Here is a 23220-nt window from a genome sequence, read left to right as displayed (position 1 = left end):
ACCGTGCCCGCGATGAACGACGGCCCGGAGCCGGCCGACTCCCCCAGCAGCAAGTCCGAGCAGACCCGTGCGCTGATCCTGGAGACCGCGATGCGGTTGTTCCAGGAGCGCGGGTACGACAAGACCACGATGCGGGCCATCGCGCAGGAGGCCGGGGTCTCCGTCGGCAACGCCTACTACTACTTCGCGGGCAAGGAGCACCTGATCCAGGGTTTCTACGACCGGATCGCCGCCGAGCAGCAGGCCGCGGTGCGGGAGGTCCTGGACCGGGAGACGGGCCTTGAGGAGCGGCTCGCGGGCGTGCTCACCGTGTGGCTCGACATCGCCCGGCCGTACCACGAGTTCGCCGTGCAGTTCTTCAAGAACGCCGCCGATCCCGACAGCCCGCTCAGCCCCTTCTCGCCGGAGAGCGCGCCCGCCCGCGCCCAGGCGATCGCCATCCACCGGGAGGTGCTGGCCGGGTCCAGGTCCAAGGTGTCGCCCGAACTGCGGGACGTGCTCCCGGAGTTGATGTGGCTCGCCCAGATGGGGCTCGTCCTGTACTGGATCTTCGACCGGACCGAGGGGCGCGAGCGCAGCTACCGGCTGGCCCGGCGCGGCGCCCGGCTGACCGCCCGCGGCGTGGCGCTCGCCCGCTTCCGGGTGCTGCGCCCCCTGGTCCTGGAGGTCCACGAGCTGTTCACGGACTTCCTGCCCGGCATGACCCGCGCCCTGCCGGACCCCCGGACGAAGGAGCCCAAGGACTCCAAGGGGCGTGCGCGGCAGGGCGGTTGATCAGATCCAGTTCAGGCGCCACAGCCGGAAGACGCCCGTGCCGTCGTCCAGGTACTGGCCGCCGCCGACGTCCTCGGTGCTGACCACGTAGTCCTTGCGCTGCCACAGCGGGATCAGCGGGACGTCCTGGGCGACGTCCGCCTGGATGTCCTTGAAGTCGTTCACGGTCTCGCTGCGGTCGGCGAACTGCTGGCTGTCCTGGATGAGATGGTCGACCACCTTGTTGCTGTAGCCGGTGCTCATCGTGGAGCCGGAGCCGACGAGGGCGGCGCCGAAGGTGTCCGGGTCGGGGTAGTCGGCCACCCAGCCGACCGCCCACGCGTCCATCTTCCCGGCGGCCCAGCGCTTCTGGAAGTCGGTCCACTCGTAGCCCTTGACGTCCACCTGGAACAGGCCGCTCGCCTCCAGCTGCTGCTTGAGCTGCGCGGCCTCCTCGGCGCCGGCGCCGTGCCCGATGCCGTAGCCGAAGGTGAAGCGCACCGGCAGGCTCACGCCGGCCTGGGTGAGCAGCGCGCGGGCCTTGGCGACGGACTGCGCCGGGTAGTCGTCGAAGAAGGACGTGGCATGGCCGGTGATACCGGTCGGGATCAGCGAGTACAGCGGGTCGACGGTGCCCCGGTAGACCGTCGCGGCCAGCTGCTCGCGGTTGACCAGCCAGGCCATCGCGCGGCGCACCCGCACGTCGTGCAGCGGGGAGTTCGCGCGCGTGTTGAGGTACAGGTTGCGGGTCTCGGCGCTGTCGGTCTCGGTGACGCGCTTGTTGGGGTCGCTCGGGTTCAGCTGGGCGAGCACGCCCGGCGACAGGGTCCGGGTGGCGACGTCGACCTGCCCGCCCTTCCAGGCGCTGTCGAGCTTCGCCGAGTCGGTGTAGTAGCGCAGCTCGACCGGCCGTCCGGTGCCGCCGATGTCGCCCCTGTAGCGCTTGTTCGGCGCGAGTTCGGCCTTCTCGTCCTTCGTGTACGACGTCAGCGTGTACGGGCCGGTGCCGTCGACCGAGGCGCCGGTGCGCAGGGCCTTCGCCGGGTACGCATCCTTGTCGACGATCGACCCGGCGCCGGTGGCGACCTTCAGCGGCCAGGTGGCGTCCGGGGAGGTCAGATGGAAGGTGACGGTGGTGGCGTCGTCGGCGCTCACCGAGCCGAGCGTGGAGAACAGCGACGCCGGGCCGACATCGGAGTTGATCTTCCTGACCCGGTCGAAGGAGTACTTCACGTCCTCGGCCGTCATCGCGCGCCCGCTCGGGAAGGTGATCCCGGAGCGCAGGGTGCAGCGGTACGTCTTCAGGTCCGAGCCCTGGAAGGCACAGCCCTTCGCCGCGTCCGGGACGGGGGTGACCCCGCCCGGCTCGAAGGTCAGCAGCGACTGGAAGACGTTGCTGAACAAGGCCCAGGAACCGGCGTCATAGGCGCCGGCCGGGTCCAGGTCCGTGACGGCGTCCGTCGTACCGACCGTGATCGTCTTGTTCTTGTTCTCCTGCGACGGCAGCAGTTGCCAGCCGCCGATTCCCACGACCGCGAGCACGAGCAGCGTCACGAGAATGCGCATGCGAACAGATCGCATGGATGGTGCCCTCCCCAGGACCCCTACAGGCCCTACCCCTGGCCAGCACGATTTGGCCACTCCCCCAAGTGACGCGGCTCACCTAATCACAGGAGTTTGATCCGGGGGAAGGGCTTTCTGACCAGATGAGCAAGAACTTACCCAGGAGTTGTTTCTTCCGGGTTTCACAGGTCCTGCACAGGGATGGGAGCGATTCCAGTCAGGGAGGGCACCATCGCGACGCTGTCCTACAGGACGGCGGCCGTCTCCGTGTCGCCGTACCTGAAGCCGTCGTTGTCGAAGTAGAAGACGGTGACCTCGACCTTGTCCCCCTTGTCGAAGTGCGAGCCCGCGGCCGGGCGCATGGTCACCAGCGCGACATGCTGGTCGTAGTCGCAGACCAGCCGGTCCTTCTTGACGGTGCCCGCGGCGATGGACTGGTCGTGCGGGCTGTGGTTGAGCGTCGTGGCGTTGGCCACCAGTTCGTGGTCCATGCCGACGTCGCAGGAGTAGGTGACCTTCACCTGCAGCCCGGGGGTGTGCAGGGACACCTTGTCGATGGACAGCAGGTTGGCCTTGGCCGCCGCCGACGGCGCGGCCGCCAGGGCGCCGGCACCGATCAGAAGAACGGTGGCGGCGGTTCCGGCGACGCGCCGGCGCAGACTCGATGACGTCATCCTGGTCTTTTCCTTCCCCCTTGCGCGATCGTCCCTGGTCGGGGCATGGAGGTCTTTCTCCAGCCAAGCGGACAACCGCGACAGTTGGTCAATTCGACCTGGATGTTACGTGATCATCGGACCGGACGAACCCGGTTATGACGTGCGGCGCAGTGTGCGCAGACCACGCAACCCGATGCCCCCGATGACCGTCCCCAATACGAAGGAGACGACGGCCAGCAGCAGGTGCACCCAGAAGTACGCGGTCGGACGACCATGGTCGAAGGCCAGCCCGCTGCCGTCCTTGACGAGGTTCTTGACGAAAGTGATCCAGATGACCCAGCTCCACACCCCGAAGGCGAGCAGGAACCAGGAGAGGCGGCGGCTGAGCGTCATGGGTCCAGTATCGCCGGGCCGTGTCCGGTTCCCCGCCGGGGGTGGGGGTGGATACGGGACGTCGCCGTCCGTGCCGGGTACGTTTCCGACCGTGTCCGCAACGAAGAAGCGCGTCCAGCGATCACTGCTGGCCACCTCCGCCACACTGCTGTCCCTCTCCGCCACCGTTCCCGCCGCGCTCGCCGCCCCCGCCCCCTCGACAAGCCCGACGGCCACGTCCCCGGCCCGGATGTCGGTCGTCGGCGGCACCCGGCTCGGGCAGCCCGGTACGCAGGTGAACCTCGCCTCCGGCGTGCCGGTGCTGCCGAAGGACATCACCGCCCGCTCCTGGATCGTCACCGACGCCGAGTCGGGCGACGTGCTGGCCGCGCACAACGCCCACTGGCGGCTGCCGCCGGCGAGCACGCTGAAGATGCTGTTCGCGGACACCGTGCTGCCCCGCTTCCCCAAGGGCACCACGCACAAGGTGCTGCCCTCGGACCTCGCGGGCATGGGCGACGGCTCCAGCGTGGTCGGGATAAAGGAGGGCAACAGCTACAGCGTCCACGACCTGTGGCTCGGGGTCTTCCTGCGCTCGGGCAACGACGCCGTGCACGTGCTGGCCGCGATGAACGGCGGGGTCGAGCAGACGGTCAGGGACATGCAGAACCACGCCGACGAGCTGCAGGCCCTCGACACGCACGTGGTGACCCCGGACGGCTACGACGAGGCGGGGCAGGTCTCGTCGGCGTACGACCTGACGCTGTTCGCCCGCTCCGGGCTCCAGAAGAAGGACTTCCGGGACTACTGCTCGACCGTGCAGGCGAAATTCGGCCCGGGCGAGATCCGGAACACCAACCGGCTGCTCAGCGGTGACGCCGACGTCCCCGTCTACCAGGGCATCGCGGGCGTGAAGAACGGCAACACCACGCATGCCGGCGCCACCTTCACCGGAGTCGCCGAGCGGAACGGCCGGGTGCTGCTCGTCACGGTGATGAACCCCGAGAAGCACGAGCACAACGAGGTCTACAAGGAGACGGCGAAGCTGTTCGACTGGGGTTTCCAGGCGGCCGGTAAGGTCAAGCCGGTGGGCGAGCTGGTGCCGCCGAAGAACGCCGTGCCGAGCCCCGGGCCGAGCGCGTCCGGCGCCGGTGCGGGGCACGGGTCCGGCGCGAAGCCCGTCGCGGGTGCCGCGGCCGGCTCCGGCTCCGGGATGGGCATCGCCGCGGCGATCGCGGGCGGGCTGCTGGTGCTGCTCGCGGGCGGGGCGTACCTGGTCAACCGCCGCTGGCCGCTGCCGGACCTGCTGCGCCGCCGGAACCGCCCGTGACCTCGGGAGTGTCCCCGGCCGGCTCGGGCTGCCCGTTCTGCGTCGCCGTCCAGGCGGCGCAGAACAGGACGAGTTTCGCGGTGAAGTTGATCCACAGCAGCAGCGCCACGGGGACGCCGAACGCGCCGTACATGCTCTTCGCCGCGACCCCCTGGATATAGCCGCTGAGCAGGAACTTCAGCAGCTCGAAGCCGACCGCGCCGAGCAGGGCGGCCACCAGCAGGCGGCGGCGCGGCGGCTCGACGCCGGGCAGCAGGGTCAGGACGTAGAGCAGGATGAGGAAGTCGGCGAGGACGGCGACGGCGACGGCGGCCGCGCGCAGCAGCGCGCTGCCCCAGCCGTACTCGGCGAGGCCCAGATGGCGCGAGACCAGGCCGACGGTGGCCGAGGCGAGCGTGGACGCGGCGAAGGTGAGCAGCAGGGCGCCGCCGAGGCCGACGAGGATGCCGGCGTCCTTGGCCTTGGCGAGGAACGGGTTCTCCGCCTTGTCCGGCAGCTCCCACACCGTGCGCAGGCAGCCGCGCATCTGGCCGACCCAGTTGATGCCCGTGAGCAGCAGCACGGCGCCCGCGATGAGACCGACGGTGCCGGCGTTGTGCACGAGCGTGGTGATGTTCAGCTGGTCCGAGACGACGCCCGGGAACTGCTCGGCGATCTTCTGCTCGACGTTCTTCTGCCGGGCCGGGCTGAGGGTGGCGGCGGTGATCGCGGCGGCCACGGTCAGCAGCGGGAACAGCGCGACGAAGCTGATGAACGTCATGGCGGCGGCCAGCCGCGACCACTTCACCCGGTCCAGCCGCTCGTAGCAGTGCCACGCGTGCGTGGTCATCAGGCGGGTGACGATCGGCCCGATGCCGGGGAGTCTCTTCAGCCAGTCCATGATCCGTTCCTGCCCCCGCCCACGCGCTCGTATGACATCCCACTAATCACCCGTTGTGTGCAGTGCGCGAATGTTCCGTAACTAACCTCCCATACCGGGACGATACGGTCCCCGACATGTCAGGAGACACGGTTCCCGTCATCCGTCCGCGGACTCACGAGGAGGCCGCGGTCGCCGTCCGCGCGTGCGGGGCGCGGGGCGCCGTCGCCCGGGGCGGACCGGACCGGGCCCTCGGGGACGCGGCGCGGAACGCGGGCGGTGCCGTCCTCGACATGACCGGGCTGGACCGCGTCCACGTCGTCGACGCCGCCGAGGGCATCGTGCTGTGCGACGCGGGCATCGGCCTGCGCCGGCTGGCCGAACTCCTGCTCCCGCTCGGCTGGTTGGTGCCCGCCTTCCCCGCCGCCCGGCACGTCACCGTCGGCGGCGCGATCGGCGCCGACCTGCACGGCGGCGACCACGACGGCGCCGGCTCCGTCAGCCGCCATGTGGTGGCCCTGGAACTGCTCACGGCCGACGGCGAGGTCCGCGCGGTCCGCCCGGACAGCGAGCTGTTCGAGGCGACGGCCGGCGGGCTCGGCCTGACCGGGGTGATCCTGACGGCCACGATCCGGCTGCTGCCGGTGGAGACGGCGTACCTGACCGTCGGCACCGAGCGCGCCACCGGCCTCGACGACCTGCTGGCCCGCCTGGCGGCCACCGGCACCGGCCGCTCGCACCGCTACGCGGCCGCGCACATCGACCTGACGGCCCGGGGCGCGGCCACCGGACGGGCGGTCCTCACCCGCGCCGGCCACACCCCGCGCGAGGCCCTGCACGTCGCGGCTGCGCGCGCACGGCGGCACCCGCTCGCCCCGCGCGCCCTCCAACTCCTGCCGCCCGTCGGCCCGTTGGCCTCCCTCGTGCCCGCCGGGATCCGGTATCTCACGGCGCCCCGCGCGCACCCCGGCCGGCTCCGGCACCTGTCCGCGTTCGGCCACCCGCTGGACACCGTCTCGCTCGGCGGCCGCTGCTACGGCCGTCTCGGCCGTGTGCGCTACCAGTTCGCCGTCGGCCACGGCCAGGAGGAGACCCTGCACCGCATCGTGCGGCGGGTCGCCGACCGCCGCTGTCCGTCGGCCCGCGCCGTCCTCCAGCGCCTCGGGGCGGGCGGTCCCGGCTGGCTGTCCTGTGCCGTGCCCGGCTGGTGGCTGGCCCTGGACCTGCCGGTCGCGCTGCCCGGCCTCGCCGCCTTCCTCGACGGACTCGACGAGGAGGTGGCCGCGGCCGGCGGCCGGGTCGGGCTCGCGCGGGACTCCCGGCTCCGCCCCGACCTGCTCACCGCCATGTATCCGCGCGCCGCCGACTTCCGCGCCCTGCGCGCCCGGCTGGACCCGCGCGGCGTCTTCACCTCCGACCTCTCCCGCCGCCTCGCCCTCTGACTCCTAGGAGCTGACGTGAAGGACGCCTTCGGTCTCCCCCAGTCCCTGCTCGTCCTCGGCGGCACGTCGGAGATCGCGCTGGCCACCGCGCGCCGGCTGATCGCCCGCCGCACCCGCACGGTGTGGCTGGCCGGGCGCCCCTCGCCCGCCCTGGAGGAGGCCGCCGAGAGCCTGCGCGGGCTCGGCGCCGACGTGCGTACGGCCGACTTCGACGCCCTCGACCCCGGCTCCCACGAGACCGCGCTCGGCAAGGTCTTCGCCGAGGGCGACATCGACCTGGTGCTGCTGGCCTTCGGCATCCTCGGCGACCAGGCCGAGGACGAGCGCGCACCGGCACGGGCCGTGCGGGTCGCCCAGACCAACTACACCGGGGCGGTCTCGGCCGGCCTGGTCGCCGCGGGCGCCCTCCAGGCGCAGGGCCACGGCTCGCTGGTCGTGCTGTCCTCCGTCGCCGGTGAGCGGGCCCGCCGCGCGGACTTCATCTACGGCTCCAGCAAGGCCGGCCTCGACGCCTTCGCCCAGGGCCTCGGCGACGCCCTGCACGGCACCGGCGTGCACGTCATGGTCGTACGCCCCGGGTCCGTCCACCGGCCTGAGACGCCGTTCGCCACCACCCCGGAGGCCATCGCCACGGCGATCGAGCTGGGCCTGCGCCGCCGCGCGGAGACCGTGTGGGTACCGGGCGTGCTCAGGGTGGTGATGGCCGCGCTGCGGCACACACCGAGGGCGCTGTTCAGGAGACTCCCGGTCTAGCGCACCGTTCCACCTCGGCGCCGCTCGCCTGGGGCGGGACCACGGAGCCCCCGAACGTGTACTCCCGCAGCTTGCGCCAGACGCCGTCGAGGCCCTGTTCGTAGAGGGCGAAGCCGGTGCACGGCCAGTCGGCCTCGAAGCCGGACAGCTCCGCGAAGGCGCGGTCCATGGCGGCCTCGCAGATGCCGTGCGCGACGGTGACGTGCGGGTGGTACGGGAACTGGAGCTCGCGCGGCACAGGCCCGGAGGCGTCCCGCACCCGCTGCTGGAGCCGGGCGCACTCATCGGCGCCCCGGACGACCCGGACGTAGACGACGGGCGAGAGCGGGCGGAAGGTGTCCGTGCCCGACAGCTTCATCGGGAAGGGGCGGCCGGCCGCGGCGACCTCGGTGAGGTGCGCCTCGACGGCCGGCAGGTCCGCCGCGTCGACCTCGGTCGGCGGCAGCAGCGTGACATGCGTCGGGATGCTGTGAGCCGCGGCGTCGCCGAAGCCCGCGCGCCGCTCCTGGAGCAGGCTGCCGTGAGGCTCCGGGACCGCGATCGACACGCCGATCGTTACGGTCCCCACGTCGTCTCCTGTCGTCCGCGCCCTGTGTTCTTACCGCGTTCTTCCCCGCCCGTGGCTATTGACTGTACGGCCACGGGTGTCCTGTGGGCAGGCGCGAGGGAAGTGATGTGCAGCGCTCTGTCCGGTGCGGCAGCCGGCTCAGTGCTTCGCCGGCAGGAATCCCACGCGGTCGTACGCCTGCGCGAGCGTCTCCGCGGCGACGGCGCGCGCCTTCTCCGCGCCCTTGGCCAGGATCGAGTCGAGCGTCTCGGAGTCGTCCAGGTACTGCTGGGTGCGCTCCTTGAACGGCGTCACGAACTCGACCATCACCTCGGCGAGGTCGGTCTTCAGGGCGCCGTACATCTTGCCCTCGTACTCCCGCTCCAGCTCGGCGATCGTGCGGCCGGTGAGCGTGGAGTAGATGGTGAGCAGGTTCGACACGCCCGGCTTGTGCTCCACGTCGTAGCGGATCACGGTGTCGGTGTCGGTGACGGCGCTCTTGACCTTCTTGGCGGTCGTCTTCGGCTCGTCGAGGAGGTTGATGAGGCCCTTCGGCGTGGACGCCGACTTGCTCATCTTGATCGTCGGTTCCTGGAGGTCGTAGATCTTCGCCGTCTCCTTGAGGATGTACGGCGACGGGATCACGAAGGTCTCGCCGAAGCGGCCGTTGAAGCGCTCGGCCAGGTCCCGGGTCAGCTCGATGTGCTGGCGCTGGTCCTCGCCGACCGGCACCTCGTTCGCCTGGTACAGCAGGATGTCGGCGACCTGGAGGACCGGGTACGTGAACAGGCCGACGCTCGCCCGGTCCGCGCCCTGCTTGGCGGACTTGTCCTTGAACTGGGTCATGCGGCTGGCCTCGCCGAAGCCGGTGAGGCAGTTCATGACCCAGGCGAGCTGGGCGTGCTCGGGGACATGGCTCTGCACGAAGAGGGTGCAGCGGTCCGGGTCCAGGCCGGCGGCGAGCAGCTGGGCGGCGGCGAGCCGGGTGTTGGCACGCAGCTCTGCCGGGTCCTGCGGGACCGTGATCGCGTGCAGGTCGACGACCATGTAGAAGGCGTCGTGCGACTCCTGGAGCGCCACCCACTGGCGGACGGCGCCGAGGTAGTTGCCGAGGTGGAACGAGCCGGCGGTGGGCTGGATACCGGAGAGCACGCGGGGTCGGTCAGCAGAGGCCATGTTCATCATTCTCTCAGGTGTGGACAGTGGCGACGGCACCGATCCGACCCCGCGCGCGGCAGCGGGTCAGCCCAGGTCGACCTCGGGGTACAGCGGGAAGCCCGCCACCAGGTCGGTCGCCCGCTGGGCGATCTCCTCGGCCACCTTCGCGTCCAGGACGTGGGAGGCCTTGCTCGGGGTGCCGGACTTCGTGGTGCCCGGTTCCGTCGTCGCAAGGACGCGGTCGATCAGGCCCGCGACCTCGTCCATCTCCGCCGTGCCGAGGCCGCGGGTGGTGAGCGCCGGGGTGCCGATGCGGATGCCGGAGGTGTACCAGGCGCCGTTCGGGTCGGCCGGGATGGCGTTGCGGTTGGTGACGATGCCGGAGTCGAGGAGGGCCGACTCGGCCTGGCGGCCGGTGAGGCCGTACGACGTGGCCACGTCGATCAGGTTGAGGTGGTTGTCCGTGCCGCCGGTCACGAGCGTGGCGCCGCGGCGCGTCAGGCCCTCGGCCAGCGCGCGGGAGTTGTCGACGATGCGCCGGGCGTAGTCCTGGAAGGCGGGCTGCCGGGCCTCGGCCAGGGCGACGGCCTTCGCGGCCATGACGTGCGGGAGCGGGCCGCCGAGGACCATGGGGCAGCCGCGGTCGACCTGGTCCTTGAGGGAGTCGTCGCACAGGACCATGCCGCCGCGCGGGCCGCGCAGCGACTTGTGGGTGGTCGTGGTGACGATCTGGGCGTGCGGGACCGGGTCGAAGTCGCCGGTCAGGACCTTGCCGGCGACCAGACCGGCGAAGTGCGCCATGTCGACCATCAGCGTCGCGCCGACCTCGTCGGCGATCTCGCGCATGATCCGGAAGTTCACCAGCCGGGGGTACGCCGAGTAGCCCGCGACGATGATCAGCGGCTTGAACTCGCGGGCCTGGGCGCGCAGCGCCTCGTAGTCGATCAGGCCGGTCGCCGGGTCGGTGCCGTAGGAGCGCTGGTCGAACATCTTGCCGGAGATGTTCGGGCGGAAGCCGTGGGTGAGGTGGCCGCCCGCGTCCAGGGACATGCCGAGCATGCGCTGGTTGCCGAAGGCCTGGCGCAGCTCGGCCCAGTCGGCCTCGGTGAGGTCGTTGACCTGGCGGGCGCCCGCCTTCTCCAGGAAGGGGACCTCGACGCGGTCGGCGAGGACGGCCCAGAAGGCGACGAGGTTGGCGTCGATGCCGGAGTGCGGCTGGACGTAGGCGTGCCGGGCGCCGAACAGCGCCTTGGCGTGCTCGGCGGCGAGGGACTCCACCGTGTCGACGTTGCGGCAGCCGGCGTAGAAGCGGCGGCCGATCGTGCCCTCGGCGTACTTGTCGCTGAACCAGTTGCCCATCGCCAGCAGCGTGGCCGGGGAGGCGTAGTTCTCGGAGGCGATCAGCTTGAGCATCTCGCGCTGGTCGTGCACCTCCTGGCCGATGGCGTCGGCGACGCGCGGCTCGACGGCGCGGATCACGTCGAGGGCGGCGCGGAAGGCGGTGGACTCGGTGGAAAGGGGCTGCTGCTCAGGCATCGGGGACCTCCGGACGGTGTGCGTACAGCGTTCACGTTCGGCCCAGGCGCACGGCACTGTTTTCCCGCGGGATCGCTGTCCCGCAGGGCCGCTCCCTGATGGTCGGTCCCATCCCAGCGCGCCAGTCACGGCCCGTTGATCAGCCTACCGGGCGGGCCGCGCACGACAGGCCGCGCGTCCACCATGCGAGCGAGGATGGGGTGAGGGCATCGAAGGGGGCACCGCCGCACCGGGAGCGATCATGACCACCGCCGAAGATCTCATCGCCGCCGCCGACGCGCACTGCGCGCCCACGTACGATCCGCTGCCCGTCGTCGTGGCCACGGCCGAGGGGGCGTGGCTGACGGACGTGGCGGGCCGCCGGTACCTGGACATGCTGGCCGGGTACTCCGCGCTGAACTTCGGGCACGGCAACCGGCGGCTGATCGAGGCGGCGACGGCGCAGCTGGGGCGGGTCACACTGACGTCGCGCGCCTTTCTGCACGACCGGTTCGCCGCCTTCTGCACCGAGCTGGCCCAGCTGTGCGGGATGGAGATGGTGCTGCCCGTGAACACCGGCGCGGAGGCGGTGGAGAGCGCGGTCAAGACGGCCCGCAAGTGGGGGTACAAGGTCAAGGGCGTGCCCGCGGAGATGGCGAAGATCGTGGTCGCGGGCGGCAACTTCCACGGGCGTACGACGACCGTGATCAGCTTCTCGACCGACCCGGAGGCCCGGGCGGACTTCGGGCCGTACACGCCGGGCTTCCAGATCGTGCCGTACGGCGATCTGACCGCGATGCGGGCGGCGCTGACGGAGAACACCGTCGCGGTGCTGCTGGAGCCGATCCAGGGCGAGTCCGGGGTGATCGTGCCGCCGGCCGGCTATCTGGCGGCGGTGCGGGAGCTGGCCCGGGAGCGGAACGTGCTGTTCGTGGCCGACGAGATCCAGTCGGGGCTCGGGCGGACCGGGCGGACCTTCGCGTGCGAGCACGAGGGGGTCGTGCCGGACATGTACGTGCTGGGCAAGGCGCTGGGCGGCGGGATCCTGCCGGTGTCGGCGGTGGTGTCGAGCGCGGAGGTGCTCGGGGTGTTCCGGCCGGGCGAGCACGGGTCGACGTTCGGCGGGAATCCGCTGGCGTGCGCGGTGGCGCTGGAGGTGATCGCAATGCTGCGCACCGGCGAGTTCCAGGCGCGGGCGGCCGAGCTGGGCGCGCGGATGCACCGGGCGCTGGCACAGCTGCCGGCCACCGGCGCGGTGACGGCGGTGCGGGGGCGCGGGCTGTGGGCCGGGGTGGACGTCGCCCCGCACGTCGGCAGCGGGCGGCAGGTCGCGGAGCGGCTGATGGAGCGCGGAGTGCTGGTGAAGGAGAGCCACGGCGCGACGATGCGCCTCTCGCCGCCACTGGTCGTCTCCGAGGCGGACCTGGACTGGGGGCTGGAGCAGGTGCGGGCGGTGCTCGAAGGGGCCTAGAGGATCACGTGCGGCACGAAGCGGGCGTACTCGTTCGTGATCAGGCCCGAGGACTCGCGGATGCCCAGGCCCGCCGGTTCGCCCTGGACGACCCAGGCGCCGAGGACGACGTGGTTGCCGTCGAAGGCGGGCAGCGGGGCGAGCTGCTGGTAGCAGCAGGGTTCGTCGCGCGAGGCCGGCGCGGTGCCCGGCCGGTGCACCGTGACGCCCGCGCCCTCGCGGCCGAGCAGGGGCTTGGCGACGTAGCCCGCGGTCGTGGCCAGCTCGCGCGGGCCGTCCAGGTAGGCGGGCAGGAGGTTCGGGTGGCCGGGGTACAGCTCCCAGAGGATCGCCAGCAGGGCCTTGTTGCTCAGGAGCATCTTCCAGGCGGGCTCGATCCACAGCGTCGAGCCCGTGCCGCCGCCGTTGTCGAGGGTGTCGAGGACGTGTCCGGCGAAGGCGTCCGTGGTCAGCCACTCCCACGGGTAGAGCTTGAAGATGCCGCGGATGAACCGGAGCCGGTTGTCGACGAAGCGGCCGGAGAGGGTGTCCCAGCCGATCTCCTCCATGGCCAGCCAGTCGGTGTCGAGCCCGGCCTGCTCGGCGGTCTCCTTCAGATAGGCGACCGTCATCAGGTCCTCGCCGAGTTCGTCGGCCGCGGAGTGCGCGAAGTGCAGCGGGGCGCCGGGCGGCAGCAACGCGGCCTGGGTCCGCCAGGCCTCGACCAGGCGATCGTGCAGGGAGTTCCACTGGTCGGCGCCGGGGAAGCGCTCCTCCATCCAGAACCACTGCGGGGAGGCCGCCTCGACCAGCGAGGTCGGGGTGTCGGCGTTGTACTCCAGGAGCTTCGCCGGGCCGGTGCCGTCGTGGCGCAGGTCGAACCGGCCGTACAGGGAGGGGAGTTCGGCCCGGCGCCGCCAGGACTCGGTGACCGCGGCGGCCACGCGCGGGTCGGTGATGCCGAGGTCGGCGAGGCGGTCCTGCGCCACGAGGTGCCCGGCGGCGGCGAGGCACATGGCGTGCAGTTCGGCGACGGTCTCCTCCAGCGCCTCGACCTCGTCCAGGGTGAAGACGTACGCGGCGCTCTCGTCCCAGTACGGGCGCAGGGAGTCGTCGGGGTGGCGGGTGAGGGGGTAGATCAGCCCCTGTTCCTCGACCGTCCGCTGCCAGCCGGGGCGGGGGGTGAGGGTACGGCGCTCCATACGGGCCTCAGCCGCCGGAGCTGTGGTGGCCGCCGCCGAAGCCGCCGCGGTGGACCCCGCCGTGGCTGCTGCCGGAGCTCTTGCGGGGCCTGGTGAAGGAGCCGCCGTCCGCCCAGGAGCCCTTCTTCGTGCCGCCGTAGTACCAGCCGCCGTCGACCGACGCCTTGGTGGACGTGCAGTTCTTGTCGGAGACGATCCTGTAGCCCCGGGCGAAGTCGTAGCTGCCGCGGTCCACGCAGCGCTTGTCCGGCTCGGACGAGCAGGCGGTCAGGGCGGCGGCCAGCAGGCCCATGCCGCCGAGGACGACCGTGCCGGAGCGCAGCCGGCGGCGCGTGTTCTCCATGGTGGAGTCTCCCCCGTATCGGACTTTGGTTCGTAGGACGTTCGGATCAGCCTAGAGATCGGTGAGAACCGCCGTTCAGGCGGCCTGCGGCTTTACCACTCGCCTAGAGTCCCTTTGTGTTGTTTGGAATGGTGTGCGCCCTGGGCGCGGCGGTCTGCTTCGGTACCGCGACGGTGTTGCAGGCGGTGGCCGCGCGGACGGCCGGTACGGGCGAGGGCGGTGAGGCCGCGCTGCTGCTGCGCGCGCTCAGACAGTGGCGGTACCTCGCCGGGCTGTCGCTGGACGGGCTCGGCTTCCTGTTCCAGATCGTGGCGCTGCGGTCCCTGCCGATCTACGCCGTCAGCGCCGCCCTGGCGTCGAGCCTGGCGGTGACCGCCGTGGTGGCGGCGCGCCTGCTGCGGGTACGGCTGAACGGCACGGAGTGGGGCGCGGTGGCCGTGGTGTGCGCCGGGCTCGCGATGCTGGCGCTGGCGTCCGGGCCGGAGGGCAGACAGGACGGATCGGACACCCTGCGGTACGTGATGCTCGCGGTGGCCGTCGGCATGCTGCTGCTCGCGCTCGCGGGCGGGCGGCTGACCGGGAAGGGCCGGTCGCTGGTCCTCGGGCTGGGAGCCGGGTTCGGGTTCGGGGTGGTGGAGGTGTCGGTGCGCCTGATCGACTCGCTCCGGCCCGCGCAACTGCTCACCAACCCGGCGACGTACGCGCTGGTCATCGGCAGTGGCGCCGCGTTCATGCTGCTGACCTCCGCCCTGACCCGGGGTGCGGTGACCACGGCCACGGCCGGCCTGGTGATCGGCGAGACGCTCGGACCGGCGGCGGTGGGCGTCGTCTGGCTGGGCGACCGCACCCGGGAGGGGCTGACCTGGCTGGCGGTCCTGGGCTTCCTGGTGGCGGTGGCGGGCGCGATGGCGCTGGCGCGCTTCGGAGAGGCACCGGGGGCCGAGGAGTCCGTCGCCTGAAAGCCGCCTGTGGTCAGGGCAGCACCCGGCACAGGGCCTCCAGTGCGCCCGCCCACGCGCTGTCCGGCGGGGTCGCGTACCCCACCACCAGCGCGTCCAGCGGCTCGGCGGCCGCCTCCGGGTGACGGTGGAAGGACAGGCCCTGGAGGGCCAGGCCCTGCCAGGCGGCGGCCTGGACCACCGACTCCTCCAGGCCCGGCGGCAGGCGCAGGAGGGCGTGCAGGCCGGCGGCGATGCCCGTGACCGTGACCTCGGGGGCGCGGGCGGCGACCGCTTCGGCCAGGGCGTCGCGGCGGCGCCGGTAGCGCTGGCGGGCGGAGCGGACCTGGCGGTCGTACGCGCCGGAGGTGATGAACTCGGCGAGGGTGAGCTGCTCCAGCACCCCCACGGTGTCGTGCGTGCCCTTGGCCTCGATCGCCTCCTGGGCCAGAGCGGGCGGCAGTGCCATCCAGCCCAGCCGCAGGCCGGGGGCGAGGGACTTGCTGGCGGTGCCGAAGTAGATCACGTGGTCGGGGTCCAGGCCCTGGAGGGCGCCGACGGGCTGGCGGTCGTAGCGGAACTCGCCGTCGTAGTCGTCCTCCAGGATCAGCCCGCCGGTGCGCCGTGCCCGGTCCACGACGGCGGCCCGCCGGTCGGGGTGCAGCGGCAGGCCCATCGGGAACTGGTGGGCGGGGGTGAGCAGGACCGCGCCGGCGTCGCCCGGCACCCGGGGGTCCGTGCCGAGTTCGTCGTACGGGAGCGGGGGTGTCGCGAGGCCCGCCTGCCGGAGCAGACGCCGGTACGCGTCCAGGCCGTACGACTCCACCGCCACCGCGCGCACCCCGCGCGCGGCGAGCACGGGGCCGATGATCCGCAGGGCGTGGGCGAAGCCCGAGGTGACGATGAGGGTCTCGGGGTCGGTGCGGACGCCGCGGACGCGGGCGAGGTAGCCGGCGAGGGCGGTGCGCAGTTCGGGGCGGCCGCGCGGGTCGCCGTAGCCGAGGGCGTCGTGCGGGGCGGTGGCCAGGGCGCGGCGGGCGGCTTTCAGCCACGCGGCGCGCGGGAAGGCGGCCAGGTCGGGGGTGCCGGGCAGGAGGCTGTACGTGGGGCGCGCCGGTGCCGTGCGCCGTGGGGCCGCCGCACCGCTGCGCGCCGGGTCCGCCGGGGTGACGGCGGCCCTTTCGGCCACGCGGGTGCCGGAGCCCTGGCGGGCGGTGAGCCAGCCCTCGGCGACCAGGTCGGCGTAGGCCTCGGCGACGGTGTTGCGGGCGATGCCGAGGTCGGTGGCGAGGGTGCGGGAGGACGGCAGCCGGGTGCCGGGGGCGAGGCGGCCGGTGCGGACGGCGTCGCGCAGGGCGTCGGTCAGGCCCCGGCGCAGCCCGCCCGCGCCGGTCGGTTCGAGGTGGAGGTCGACGCCGAGAGTGGCCCAAGGTTTCGCCATGGAAATGGACCATACCCCTGGGCTGCCTCGCTCGTAGGGTCGACGGCATGAGCACTGACATCAGCACCGAGAAGCAGGCCGAGTACGTCGCCGAGCACACGCCCCGGATGCAGTTCGCCGAGCACGCGCCCGAGGTCTACAAGGCGATGGTCCGGCTGGACGCCGCCGCCCGGCGGGGGCTGGACCCCACGCTGTACGAGTTGGTCAAGATCCGCGCCTCGCAGCTCAACCACTGCGCGTTCTGCCTCGACATGCACACCAAGGACGCGCTCGCGGCCGGTGAGCGCGTGGAGCGGATCGTGCAGCTCAGCGCGTGGGAGGAGTCGAAGCACTTCTACACGGAGAGGGAACTGGCGGCGATCGAGCTGACCGAGGCGATCACCGTCCTGACTGGGGGCACCTCCCGGACGGAGTCTGGGGGAGGCTTCGTGCCGGACGAGGTGTACGAGCGGGCCGCGAAGCAGTTCGAGGAGCCCGAGCTGGCCCAGCTGATCGCCGCGATCACGGTGATCAACGCCTGGAACCGGATCGGCGTGAGCACCCGGATGGTGCCCGGCCACTACCGGCCGGGGCAGCACGCGTGAGCCGTGGCGGCACGGTCGAGGAGTTCCGCGCGCTGCACCTGGGGCGCGCCCCGGGCGATCCGCTGGTCCTGCCCGGCCCGTGGGACGCGGCCAGCGCGCGGGTGTTCGCGGCGGCCGGGTTCCCGGCGCTGGCCACGCCGAGCGCGGGCGTGGCCGCGTCGCTCGGGTACGAGGACGGGGCGGTCCCGGCCGACGAGATGTTCGCGGCGGTCGCCCGGATCACCCGGGCCGTGGACGTGCCGGTGTCGGCGGACATCGAGGCCGGGTACGGGCTCGCGCCGCGGGAGATCGTGGAACGGCTGCTGGAGGCGGGCGCCGTCGGCTGCAACCTTGAGGACTCCGCCGGAGGTGTCCTGAAGGACCCGCACGAGCAGGCGGAGTTCCTCGCCGAGTTCCGCGCGGCCGCGGGCGACCGGCTGTTCCTCAACGCCCGCGTCGACACCTTCCTGCGCGGCGAGACGGATCCCGAACGGGCCATCGAGCGGGCCGCTTTGTACGTGGCGGCGGGCGCGGACTGCATCTTCCCTATCCGCGCCCCCGAGGACGTACTGCCGCTGCTGCGGTCCGGCATCCAGGGCCCGGTCAACGTCCACGGCCACCTGGACGCCACGGGCCCCTCGCTCGCCGAACTCGGCGAACTCGGGGCCACGCGCATCACGTTCGGACCGAAGCAGCAGCGCTGGGCGGCGCTGGCACTGCAGGGGATGACCGAACAGCTGAAGAAGCAGCTGAAGACGTAGGGCGGTTCAGGACAGCCACTTCTTCCACACGTCCGGGTGGCTGTCCACCCACTTCTTCGCGGCGTCCTGCGGGGACAGCTTCTGGTCGGCGATCATCAGGGAGACCTCGTTCTGGTCCTCGGTCGTCCACCGGAACTTCTTCAGGAAGGCCGCCGCCTTGCCGCCCGACCTGGCGAAGTCCGCGTTGAGGTACTTCTGCAGCGGGGTGTGCGGGTAGGCGCAGGCGACCTTCGCCGCGTCCGCGTCGCAGCCGTCCTTGTACGGCGGCAGCTTCACCTCCGTCATGGGGACCTTCTTGAACAGCCACTGGGGCGAGTACCAGTAGGTCAGGAAGGGCTTCTTCTCCTTGGCGAACTGTTTCATCTGGGTGATCTGCGCGGCCTCGGAACCGGCGAAGACCACCTGGTAGTCCAGGTTCAGATTGCCGACCAGGGCCTTGTCGTTGGTGACGTAGGACGGGGAGCCGTCCATCAGCTGGCCCTTGCCGCCGCTCTCCGGGGTGCGGAAGAGGCCGGCGTACTTGTTCAGGTTCTTCCAGTCCGTGATGTCGGGGTGCTGCTTCGCCAGGTAGGTCGGCACGAACCAGCCGATGTGGCCGGTCACGCCGAGGTCGCCGGCGCGGGCGATGGTCTTCTTGTCTTCGACGTACCGCTTCTCCTGGTCCGGGTGGCCCCAGTCCTCCAGGATCGCGTCGACGCGGCCCTGGCTGAGCGCGTCCCACGCGGGCACCTCGTCGACCTGGACGGTGTCGACGCGGTAGCCGAGCTTGTGCTCCAGGAGGTACTGGGCGACGGCCACGTTGGACTGCGCGCCCACCCAGGACTGCACGGACAGGGTCACGGACTTCGCGCCCTGCGCGTTGGCGAACGGCGAGGCCTGCTTGGTCATGTCGGCGGCGCCGCAGCCGGTGGCGAGCCCCAGCACGGCGAGGGCGGCCGGGACGGTCGTACGTACGCGCATGTCAGGCTCCCTTCCTCGCGCGGCGTTCGGTCGGCTGGGTCACCCGGTCCAGCATCAGGCCCAGGCAGACGATGGCGGCACCGGCCACCAGGCCGGTGGCGAGGTCGCCCTGGGCGAGGCCGAAGGCGACGTTGTAGCCGAGGGCGCCGCCGCCGACCAGACCGCCGATGATGACGACGGCGAGGACCAGGACCACGCCCTGGTTGACGGCGAGCAGCAACGAGCGCCGGGCGAGCGGGAGTTGGACCTGCCACAGCTGCTGGCGGCCGGTCGCGCCGAGCGAGCGCGCCGACTCCAGCGCGGCCGGGTCGACCTGGCGCAGGCCCTGCGCGGTGATCCGGACGACGGCGGGCAGGGCGTAGACGACGGCGGCCGCCACGGCCGGGGCGCGGCCGACGCCGAACAGCGCGACGACCGGGATCAGGTACACGAACTGCGGCATCGTCTGGAACACGTCCAGGACCGGGCGCAGGGCGCGCTCGACGCGGTCGCTGCGGGCGGCGGCGATGCCGGTCGCGAAGCCGAGGACCAGGGTGACGGCGACGGCGGCCAGCACCTGCGAGAGCGTGTCGAGGGCCGGGTCCCAGACACCGAGCACGCCGATCGCGGCCATCGCGAGGACGGCGGTCAGGGCGGTGGCCCAGGTGCCGATCAGCCAGGCCAGCGCTGCGACGATCAGCAGCACGGACCACCAGGGCAGCCACTGCAGACCGCCGCGGACCGGGTCCAGGACCCAGGTGGTGAAGTGGCCGGCCCAGTCGGCGGTGCCGCCGATGACCGGGACGCCGGAGTAGAGGTGGGCGGTCATCCAGTCGACGGCGCTGTTGACCGGCGCGGCGATGCCGAGGGTCCAGCCGGTGGGCCAGTTCAGGCCGTGCAGCAGACGGGCGGCGAGGGCGACGGCCGCGGTGACGGCGAGCGCGTACACCCAGCCGATGGTGCGGGGCGTCCCGGGCTGCGCCGTTCGCGCCGTACGGTCCTCGCCCGCGGCCGCGGTCACGCGGTCCAGGACGATCGCGAGCAGCACGATGGGGATGCCGGCCGCGAGGGCCTGGCCGACGTCGACGGAGGCGAGGGCCTGGTAGACGCGGTCGCCGAGGCCGCCGGCGCCGATGACCGAGGCGATGACGGCCATGGACAGCGCCATCATGATCGTCTGGTTGAGGCCGAGCAGCAGTTCCCCCCGGGCCAGCGGGATCCGGGCGGTCAGCAGCCGCTGGCGGCGGGTGGCGCCGAGGGACTCCACGGCCTCCAGGACCTCGGGGTCGGCGCCGCGCAGGCCGAGCGCGGTGAGGCGGGCCATCGGCGGGGCGGCGTAGACGACGGTGGCGAGGACGGCCGCGGGGACGCCGATGCCGAAGACCAGGACGACGGGGAGGAGGTAGGCGAAGGCCGGGAGCACCTGCATGGTGTCCAGGACCGGGCGCAGGGCGCGGTCGAGGCGGTCGGACAGGCCGGCGGCGAGCCCGAGCAGCACGCCCACGAGCACGGACGCGAGCACGGCCGCGACCATCAGCGCGAGGGTCTGCATGGTCGGCACCCACATGCCGAGCGCGCCGCACGCCAGGAACGCGGCGGCCGTGCCGGCGGCGAGCCGGACTCCGGCGACGCGCCAGGCGACCAGCGCGCCGAGGACCGTGACGCCGGTCCAGCCCAGGGCGAGCAGGGTGAGGTAGACGGCGCGCACGGAGAGGACGACGGCGTTGCTGATGTAGCCGAAGAAGTACAGGAACAGGGGGTGGCTGTCCCGGTTGTCGATGACCCAGTTACTGGCCGACGTCAGCGGCCCCGTCAGGCTGACGGTCAGCTCGTGCGGCCAGGCGCCGTTGCCCCAGCGGCCGAGGACGGGCAGCAGGACGGCGGTGAGGAGGGCGAGCAGCAGGAGCTTGCCCGCGGCCCGGCTCCTGAGGATCTTCGGTTTGGCGCCGCGGGCGGCCGCCACGGTGAGCGCTGCCATCAGACGGCCTCCGGGGTGCTGCTCGGCACGTCCGTGACACCGGCGACCACGTCCAGCAGCCGCTCGTGGTCGACGACGCCCAGGCATGTGCCCTCGTCCATCACGCGGGCCGGGGCGCCCGACCGGGCGACGGCCTCGATGGCCTCGGCGACGGTGGCGTCGGGGCGCACGGCCGGGCCGCCGTCCTCGTCGGCCGCGGCCGGGCGCATGGCGGTGCGGACCGTCATGACCTGCTCGCGCGGGACGTCCCGGACGAACTCGCGTACGTAGTCGTCGGCCGGGGAGCCGACGATCTCCTCGGGGGTGCCCAGCTGGACGACCTCGCCGTCGCGCATCAGGGCGATCCGGTCGCCGAGCTTGAGGGCCTCGGCGAGGTCGTGGGTGATGAAGACCATCGTGCGGCCCTCCTCGCGGTGCAGCCGGGCCACCTCGTCCTGCATGTCACGGCGGATCAGCGGGTCGAGGGCGCTGAAGGGCTCGTCGAAGAGCAGCACCTCGGGGTCGACCGCCAACGCCCGTGCCAGGCCCACGCGTTGGCGCTGGCCGCCGGAGAGCTGGCTGGGCCGGCGCTTCTCCATGCCCTCCAGGCCGACCTTCTTGACGACCTCGGCGGCGCGGGCGCGGCGCTCGGCCTTGCCGATGCCCTGGATCTCCAGGCCGTAGGCGACGTTGTCGAGGACGGTGCGGTGCGGGAGCAGACCGAAGTGCTGGAAGACCATCGCGGCACGGTGCCTGCGCAGTTCGCGCAGCCGGGCCTTGTCCATGGCGCGGACGTCCTCGCCGTCGATGGCGATCGTGCCGGCGGTCGGCTCGATGAGCCGGGTCAGGCAGCGCACCAGGGTGGACTTGCCGGAGCCGGACAGGCCCATGACGACGAAGACCTCGCCCTTGCGGACGTCGAAGGAGACGTCCCGGACGGCGGCCGTGCAGCCGGTACGGGCGCGCAGGCCGGCGGGGTCCAGCGCGGTGAGTTCGGCGTCGGCGGGGACGCGCTCCGCCTTCGGGCCGAAGACCTTCCACAGGCCCGAGACGGAGAAGACGGGCGTGTCGGTGCCGGTCGCGGTGGGCGGCTTGCGGGTGGGGACGGTGGCGCTCATCGGGCATCACCGCCCAGCTCGACGGCCTTCTCCCCGATGAGGTCGACGGCCTTCTCTCCGACCATCAGCACCCCGATCATCGGGTTCACGGCGGTCATCGTCGGGAAGACGGACGCGTCGGCGATCCGGATGCCCTGCATGCCACGAATCCTCAACTCCGGGTCCACCACGGCGAGTTCGTCGTCGGCGGCACCCATCTTGCAGGTGCCGGCCGGGTGGTAGACGGTGTGCGCGACCTTGCGGGCGTACTCGCTCAGCTCCTCGTCGCCGGTGACCTCCGGGCCGGGGGCGACCTCGCGCTTGAGCCAGCCGGCCAGCGGCTCGGACTTCGCGATCTCGCGGGCGATGCGGATGCCGTCGACCAGGGTCCGGCCGTCGTAGTCGTCCTCGTCGGTGAAGTACCGGAAGTCCAGCGCGGGCTTGACCTCGGGGTCGGCGCTGGTCAGGTACAGGCGGCCGCGGGACTTCGGCTTGGGGATGTTCGGGGTCATCGAGACGCCGTACGCGGGGCGTTCGTAGCCCAGCCGCTCCGGGTTGTCCGTGAACGGGATCTGGTAGAAGTGGAACATCAGGTCCGGGCCCGTGTGCTCGGGGTCGCGGCGCACGAACAGGCCCGCGTCGGAGTCCATCGCGGAGTTCTCCGGAATCGGCCCGTGGGTCTCCCAGACGATGACCGACTCGGGGTGGTCGAGCAGGTTCTCGCCGACGCCCGGCAGATCGTGGACGACCGGGATGCCGAGGGCCTCCAGGTCCTGGCGCGGGCCGATGCCCGAGTGCATGAGCAGGCGCGGGGAGTCGACGGCTCCGGCGCACAGCACGACCTCGTTGCGGGCCCGTATGAGCAGTTCCTCGCCGTCCTTGGTGCGCACGTGGACGCCCTCGGCGCGGGTGCCGGCCAGCTCCAGCCGGTAGGCCCGGGTCTCCAGGTAGATGTGGAGGTTGGGGCGCTCGTCCATCACCGGGTGCAGGTACGCCACCGAGGCGGAGGAGCGCTTGTTGTTCTCGGGGTGGTAGGCGAGGTCGAAGAAGCCGACGCCGTCGGTGAAGGGCTTCTTGTTGAAGCCCTCGACGCGCGGGACGCCGAGCGCCGCCTGGGCGGCGTCGACGAAGTCGCGGGCGATGGCGTTGCGGTCCTTCTCGTCGACCGGGACGATGTTGTTCTTCAGCCGGGCGAAGTACGCCTCCATCGGCACGGCGCCCCAGCCCTTGGCGCCGGCCTCCTCCCACTCGTCCCAGTCGGACGGCAGCGGCTTGAAGGAGATCAGGGTGTTGTGCGAGGAGCAGCCGCCGAGGACGCGGGCGCGGCTGTGCCGGATGTGGGAGTTGCCGCGCGGCTGCTCGACGGTCGGGTAGTCGTAGTCGAGGTCGCCGCCGAGCAGGCCCATCCAGCGGCGCAGGGTGAGGACGTCGTCGCGGTCGACGTCGGTGGGGCCGCCCTCGATGACGGCGACGGTGACGTCGGGGTTCTCGGTGAGGCGGGAGGCGATGACCGAGCCGGCCGTGCCGCCGCCGATGACGACGTAGTCGTAGAGGCGGGAGGGGGTGTGGGACATGGGGGTA

22 protein-coding genes and 1 riboswitch are annotated in these 23220 nt (G+C 72.2%); of the genes, 8 read left to right on the top strand and 14 right to left on the bottom strand.

Features of this window, described 5'->3' with window-relative positions:
• The first annotated feature begins 3 nt into the window (after positions 1–3).
• Positions 4–774 (top strand): TetR family transcriptional regulator, encoded by a 771-nt coding sequence (locus tag AC4OXY_RS30060; protein WP_376291133.1) that lies wholly within the window; start codon positions 4–6, stop codon positions 772–774.
• Here AC4OXY_RS30060 and AC4OXY_RS30055 read toward each other — a convergent pair whose 3' ends face one another.
• The 3 genes from AC4OXY_RS30055 to AC4OXY_RS30045 all read right to left on the bottom strand — a co-directional run bounded on the left by AC4OXY_RS30055 (position 775) and on the right by AC4OXY_RS30045 (position 3365).
• Positions 775–2319 carry an ABC transporter substrate-binding protein gene (locus AC4OXY_RS30055; protein ID WP_356030194.1) on the bottom strand — a complete coding sequence of 515 codons (1545 nt, stop codon included), beginning with the start codon at positions 2317–2319 and terminating at the stop codon, positions 775–777. It lies immediately after the preceding gene.
• Positions 2320–2561: 242 nt separating this feature from the next.
• Complete coding sequence (locus AC4OXY_RS30050; protein ID WP_376291131.1) at positions 2562–2990, bottom strand: hypothetical protein; 429 nt, start codon at positions 2988–2990, stop codon at positions 2562–2564.
• A 135-nt stretch (positions 2991–3125) separates the two neighbouring features.
• Positions 3126–3365, bottom strand: a complete 240-nt coding sequence (locus tag AC4OXY_RS30045) for an SCO4848 family membrane protein (RefSeq protein ID WP_071370040.1) — start codon at positions 3363–3365, stop codon at positions 3126–3128.
• A gap of 91 nt (positions 3366–3456) precedes the next feature.
• Here AC4OXY_RS30045 and AC4OXY_RS30040 point away from each other — a divergent pair, with 91 nt between their 5' ends.
• Positions 3457–4674 (top strand): D-alanyl-D-alanine carboxypeptidase family protein, encoded by a 1218-nt coding sequence (locus AC4OXY_RS30040; protein WP_491991385.1) that lies wholly within the window; start codon positions 3457–3459, stop codon positions 4672–4674.
• On the opposite strand, the gene AC4OXY_RS30035 is transcribed toward AC4OXY_RS30040, so the two are convergent.
• Positions 4622–5554: a YihY/virulence factor BrkB family protein gene (locus AC4OXY_RS30035; RefSeq protein ID WP_356030189.1), complete on the bottom strand. Its 933-nt coding sequence runs from the start codon at positions 5552–5554 to the stop codon at positions 4622–4624. The genes AC4OXY_RS30040 and AC4OXY_RS30035 overlap by 53 nt on opposite strands.
• 116 nt (positions 5555–5670) lie before the next feature.
• On the opposite strand from AC4OXY_RS30035, the gene AC4OXY_RS30030 reads away from it, so the two are divergent.
• Positions 5671–6975: an FAD-binding oxidoreductase gene (locus tag AC4OXY_RS30030; protein ID WP_491991384.1), complete on the top strand. Its 1305-nt coding sequence runs from the start codon at positions 5671–5673 to the stop codon at positions 6973–6975.
• 15 nt (positions 6976–6990) lie between these two features.
• The gene (gene dprE2, locus AC4OXY_RS30025; RefSeq protein WP_356030186.1) at positions 6991–7728 is read left to right on the top strand and encodes a decaprenylphospho-beta-D-erythro-pentofuranosid-2-ulose 2-reductase; all 738 of its coding nucleotides are present in this window, start codon (positions 6991–6993) and stop codon (positions 7726–7728) included.
• On the opposite strand, the gene AC4OXY_RS30020 is transcribed toward dprE2, so the two are convergent.
• From AC4OXY_RS30020 to AC4OXY_RS30010, 3 genes are all read right to left on the bottom strand, one after another.
• Complete coding sequence (locus tag AC4OXY_RS30020; RefSeq protein ID WP_491991383.1) at positions 7709–8296, bottom strand: 2'-5' RNA ligase family protein; 588 nt, start codon at positions 8294–8296, stop codon at positions 7709–7711. The genes dprE2 and AC4OXY_RS30020 overlap by 20 nt on opposite strands.
• A gap of 138 nt (positions 8297–8434) precedes the next feature.
• On the bottom strand, positions 8435–9460 hold the full coding sequence (gene trpS / locus AC4OXY_RS30015; RefSeq protein WP_376291120.1) for a tryptophan--tRNA ligase: 1026 nt from the start codon (positions 9458–9460) through the stop codon (positions 8435–8437).
• A 57-nt stretch (positions 9461–9517) separates the two neighbouring features.
• Positions 9518–10969 carry a glycine hydroxymethyltransferase gene (locus AC4OXY_RS30010; protein WP_491991382.1) on the bottom strand — a complete coding sequence of 484 codons (1452 nt, stop codon included), beginning with the start codon at positions 10967–10969 and terminating at the stop codon, positions 9518–9520.
• Between the two features lie 33 nt (positions 10970–11002).
• Positions 11003–11108, bottom strand: a riboswitch (ZMP/ZTP riboswitch).
• A 102-nt stretch (positions 11109–11210) separates the two neighbouring features.
• Between AC4OXY_RS30010 and rocD the strand changes: the two genes are divergently transcribed.
• Positions 11211–12419 (top strand): ornithine--oxo-acid transaminase, encoded by a 1209-nt coding sequence (gene rocD, locus AC4OXY_RS30005; RefSeq protein WP_491991381.1) that lies wholly within the window; start codon positions 11211–11213, stop codon positions 12417–12419.
• Here rocD and AC4OXY_RS30000 read toward each other — a convergent pair.
• Together AC4OXY_RS30000 and AC4OXY_RS29995 are read right to left on the bottom strand one after the other, a co-directional pair.
• The gene (locus tag AC4OXY_RS30000) at positions 12416–13600 is read right to left on the bottom strand and encodes a glutathionylspermidine synthase family protein (protein ID WP_491991380.1); all 1185 of its coding nucleotides are present in this window, start codon (positions 13598–13600) and stop codon (positions 12416–12418) included. The two genes, rocD and AC4OXY_RS30000, sit on opposite strands and share 4 nt — an antisense overlap.
• 7 nt (positions 13601–13607) lie before the next feature.
• Complete coding sequence (locus AC4OXY_RS29995; RefSeq protein WP_356030177.1) at positions 13608–13943, bottom strand: hypothetical protein; 336 nt, start codon at positions 13941–13943, stop codon at positions 13608–13610.
• A 128-nt stretch (positions 13944–14071) separates the two neighbouring features.
• On the opposite strand from AC4OXY_RS29995, the gene AC4OXY_RS29990 reads away from it, so the two are divergent.
• Positions 14072–14902: a DMT family transporter gene (locus AC4OXY_RS29990; protein WP_356030284.1), complete on the top strand. Its 831-nt coding sequence runs from the start codon at positions 14072–14074 to the stop codon at positions 14900–14902.
• A 13-nt stretch (positions 14903–14915) separates the two neighbouring features.
• Here the strand turns inward: AC4OXY_RS29990 and pdxR are convergent, their stop codons facing one another.
• Complete coding sequence (gene pdxR, locus AC4OXY_RS29985) at positions 14916–16322, bottom strand: MocR-like pyridoxine biosynthesis transcription factor PdxR (protein ID WP_491991379.1); 1407 nt, start codon at positions 16320–16322, stop codon at positions 14916–14918.
• A gap of 47 nt (positions 16323–16369) precedes the next feature.
• Between pdxR and AC4OXY_RS29980 the strand changes: the two genes are divergently transcribed.
• Entirely contained in the window at positions 16370–16906 is a 537-nt protein-coding gene (locus AC4OXY_RS29980; protein WP_362818235.1) for a carboxymuconolactone decarboxylase family protein, read from the top strand.
• Entirely contained in the window at positions 16903–17646 is a 744-nt protein-coding gene (locus tag AC4OXY_RS29975; RefSeq protein ID WP_491991378.1) for an isocitrate lyase/PEP mutase family protein, read from the top strand. The genes AC4OXY_RS29980 and AC4OXY_RS29975 overlap by 4 nt, the downstream gene beginning before the upstream one ends.
• 6 nt (positions 17647–17652) lie before the next feature.
• Here AC4OXY_RS29975 and AC4OXY_RS29970 read toward each other — a convergent pair whose 3' ends face one another.
• The 4 genes from AC4OXY_RS29970 to AC4OXY_RS29955 are packed head-to-tail and all read right to left on the bottom strand — an operon-like array spanning position 17653 to position 23213.
• On the bottom strand, positions 17653–18606 hold the full coding sequence (locus tag AC4OXY_RS29970) for an ABC transporter substrate-binding protein (RefSeq protein ID WP_356030173.1): 954 nt from the start codon (positions 18604–18606) through the stop codon (positions 17653–17655).
• Position 18607: 1 nt separating this feature from the next.
• Positions 18608–20563 (bottom strand): ABC transporter permease, encoded by a 1956-nt coding sequence (locus AC4OXY_RS29965; protein WP_362818233.1) that lies wholly within the window; start codon positions 20561–20563, stop codon positions 18608–18610.
• Complete coding sequence (locus tag AC4OXY_RS29960) at positions 20563–21660, bottom strand: quaternary amine ABC transporter ATP-binding protein (RefSeq protein ID WP_362818231.1); 1098 nt, start codon at positions 21658–21660, stop codon at positions 20563–20565. The genes AC4OXY_RS29965 and AC4OXY_RS29960 overlap by 1 nt, the downstream gene beginning before the upstream one ends.
• Complete coding sequence (locus AC4OXY_RS29955) at positions 21657–23213, bottom strand: GMC family oxidoreductase (protein WP_491991377.1); 1557 nt, start codon at positions 23211–23213, stop codon at positions 21657–21659. The genes AC4OXY_RS29960 and AC4OXY_RS29955 overlap by 4 nt, the downstream gene beginning before the upstream one ends.
• Between the last annotated feature and the right edge of the window lie 7 nt (positions 23214–23220).

The sequence above is a fragment of the Streptomyces sp. HUAS MG56 genome, from assembly GCF_058673395.1.
This window is presented reverse-complemented; position numbering and strand designations above follow the sequence as displayed.

What these genes read in the sequence shown, in the direction of transcription:
- AC4OXY_RS29995 (WP_356030177.1), bottom strand. Translation starts at nt 13,943, where the DNA reads ATGGAGAACACGCGCCGCCGGCTGCGCTCCGGCACGGTCGTCCTCGGC.
- AC4OXY_RS29960 (WP_362818231.1), bottom strand. Translation starts at nt 21,660, where the DNA reads ATGAGCGCCACCGTCCCCACCCGCAAGCCGCCCACCGCGACCGGCACC.
- AC4OXY_RS29970 (WP_356030173.1), bottom strand. Translation starts at nt 18,606, where the DNA reads ATGCGCGTACGTACGACCGTCCCGGCCGCCCTCGCCGTGCTGGGGCTC.
- AC4OXY_RS30045 (WP_071370040.1), bottom strand. Translation starts at nt 3,365, where the DNA reads ATGACGCTCAGCCGCCGCCTCTCCTGGTTCCTGCTCGCCTTCGGGGTG.
- rocD (WP_491991381.1), top strand. Translation starts at nt 11,211, where the DNA reads ATGACCACCGCCGAAGATCTCATCGCCGCCGCCGACGCGCACTGCGCG.
- AC4OXY_RS30055 (WP_356030194.1), bottom strand. Translation starts at nt 2,319, where the DNA reads ATGCGCATTCTCGTGACGCTGCTCGTGCTCGCGGTCGTGGGAATCGGC.
- AC4OXY_RS30050 (WP_376291131.1), bottom strand. Translation starts at nt 2,990, where the DNA reads ATGACGTCATCGAGTCTGCGCCGGCGCGTCGCCGGAACCGCCGCCACC.
- AC4OXY_RS29990 (WP_356030284.1), top strand. Translation starts at nt 14,072, where the DNA reads ATGGTGTGCGCCCTGGGCGCGGCGGTCTGCTTCGGTACCGCGACGGTG.
- trpS (WP_376291120.1), bottom strand. Translation starts at nt 9,460, where the DNA reads ATGATGAACATGGCCTCTGCTGACCGACCCCGCGTGCTCTCCGGTATC.
- AC4OXY_RS30035 (WP_356030189.1), bottom strand. Translation starts at nt 5,554, where the DNA reads ATGGACTGGCTGAAGAGACTCCCCGGCATCGGGCCGATCGTCACCCGC.
- pdxR (WP_491991379.1), bottom strand. Translation starts at nt 16,322, where the DNA reads ATGGCGAAACCTTGGGCCACTCTCGGCGTCGACCTCCACCTCGAACCG.
- AC4OXY_RS29955 (WP_491991377.1), bottom strand. Translation starts at nt 23,213, where the DNA reads ATGTCCCACACCCCCTCCCGCCTCTACGACTACGTCGTCATCGGCGGC.
- AC4OXY_RS30000 (WP_491991380.1), bottom strand. Translation starts at nt 13,600, where the DNA reads ATGGAGCGCCGTACCCTCACCCCCCGCCCCGGCTGGCAGCGGACGGTC.
- AC4OXY_RS29980 (WP_362818235.1), top strand. Translation starts at nt 16,370, where the DNA reads ATGAGCACTGACATCAGCACCGAGAAGCAGGCCGAGTACGTCGCCGAG.
- AC4OXY_RS30010 (WP_491991382.1), bottom strand. Translation starts at nt 10,969, where the DNA reads ATGCCTGAGCAGCAGCCCCTTTCCACCGAGTCCACCGCCTTCCGCGCC.
- AC4OXY_RS29965 (WP_362818233.1), bottom strand. Translation starts at nt 20,563, where the DNA reads ATGGCAGCGCTCACCGTGGCGGCCGCCCGCGGCGCCAAACCGAAGATC.
- AC4OXY_RS30030 (WP_491991384.1), top strand. Translation starts at nt 5,671, where the DNA reads ATGTCAGGAGACACGGTTCCCGTCATCCGTCCGCGGACTCACGAGGAG.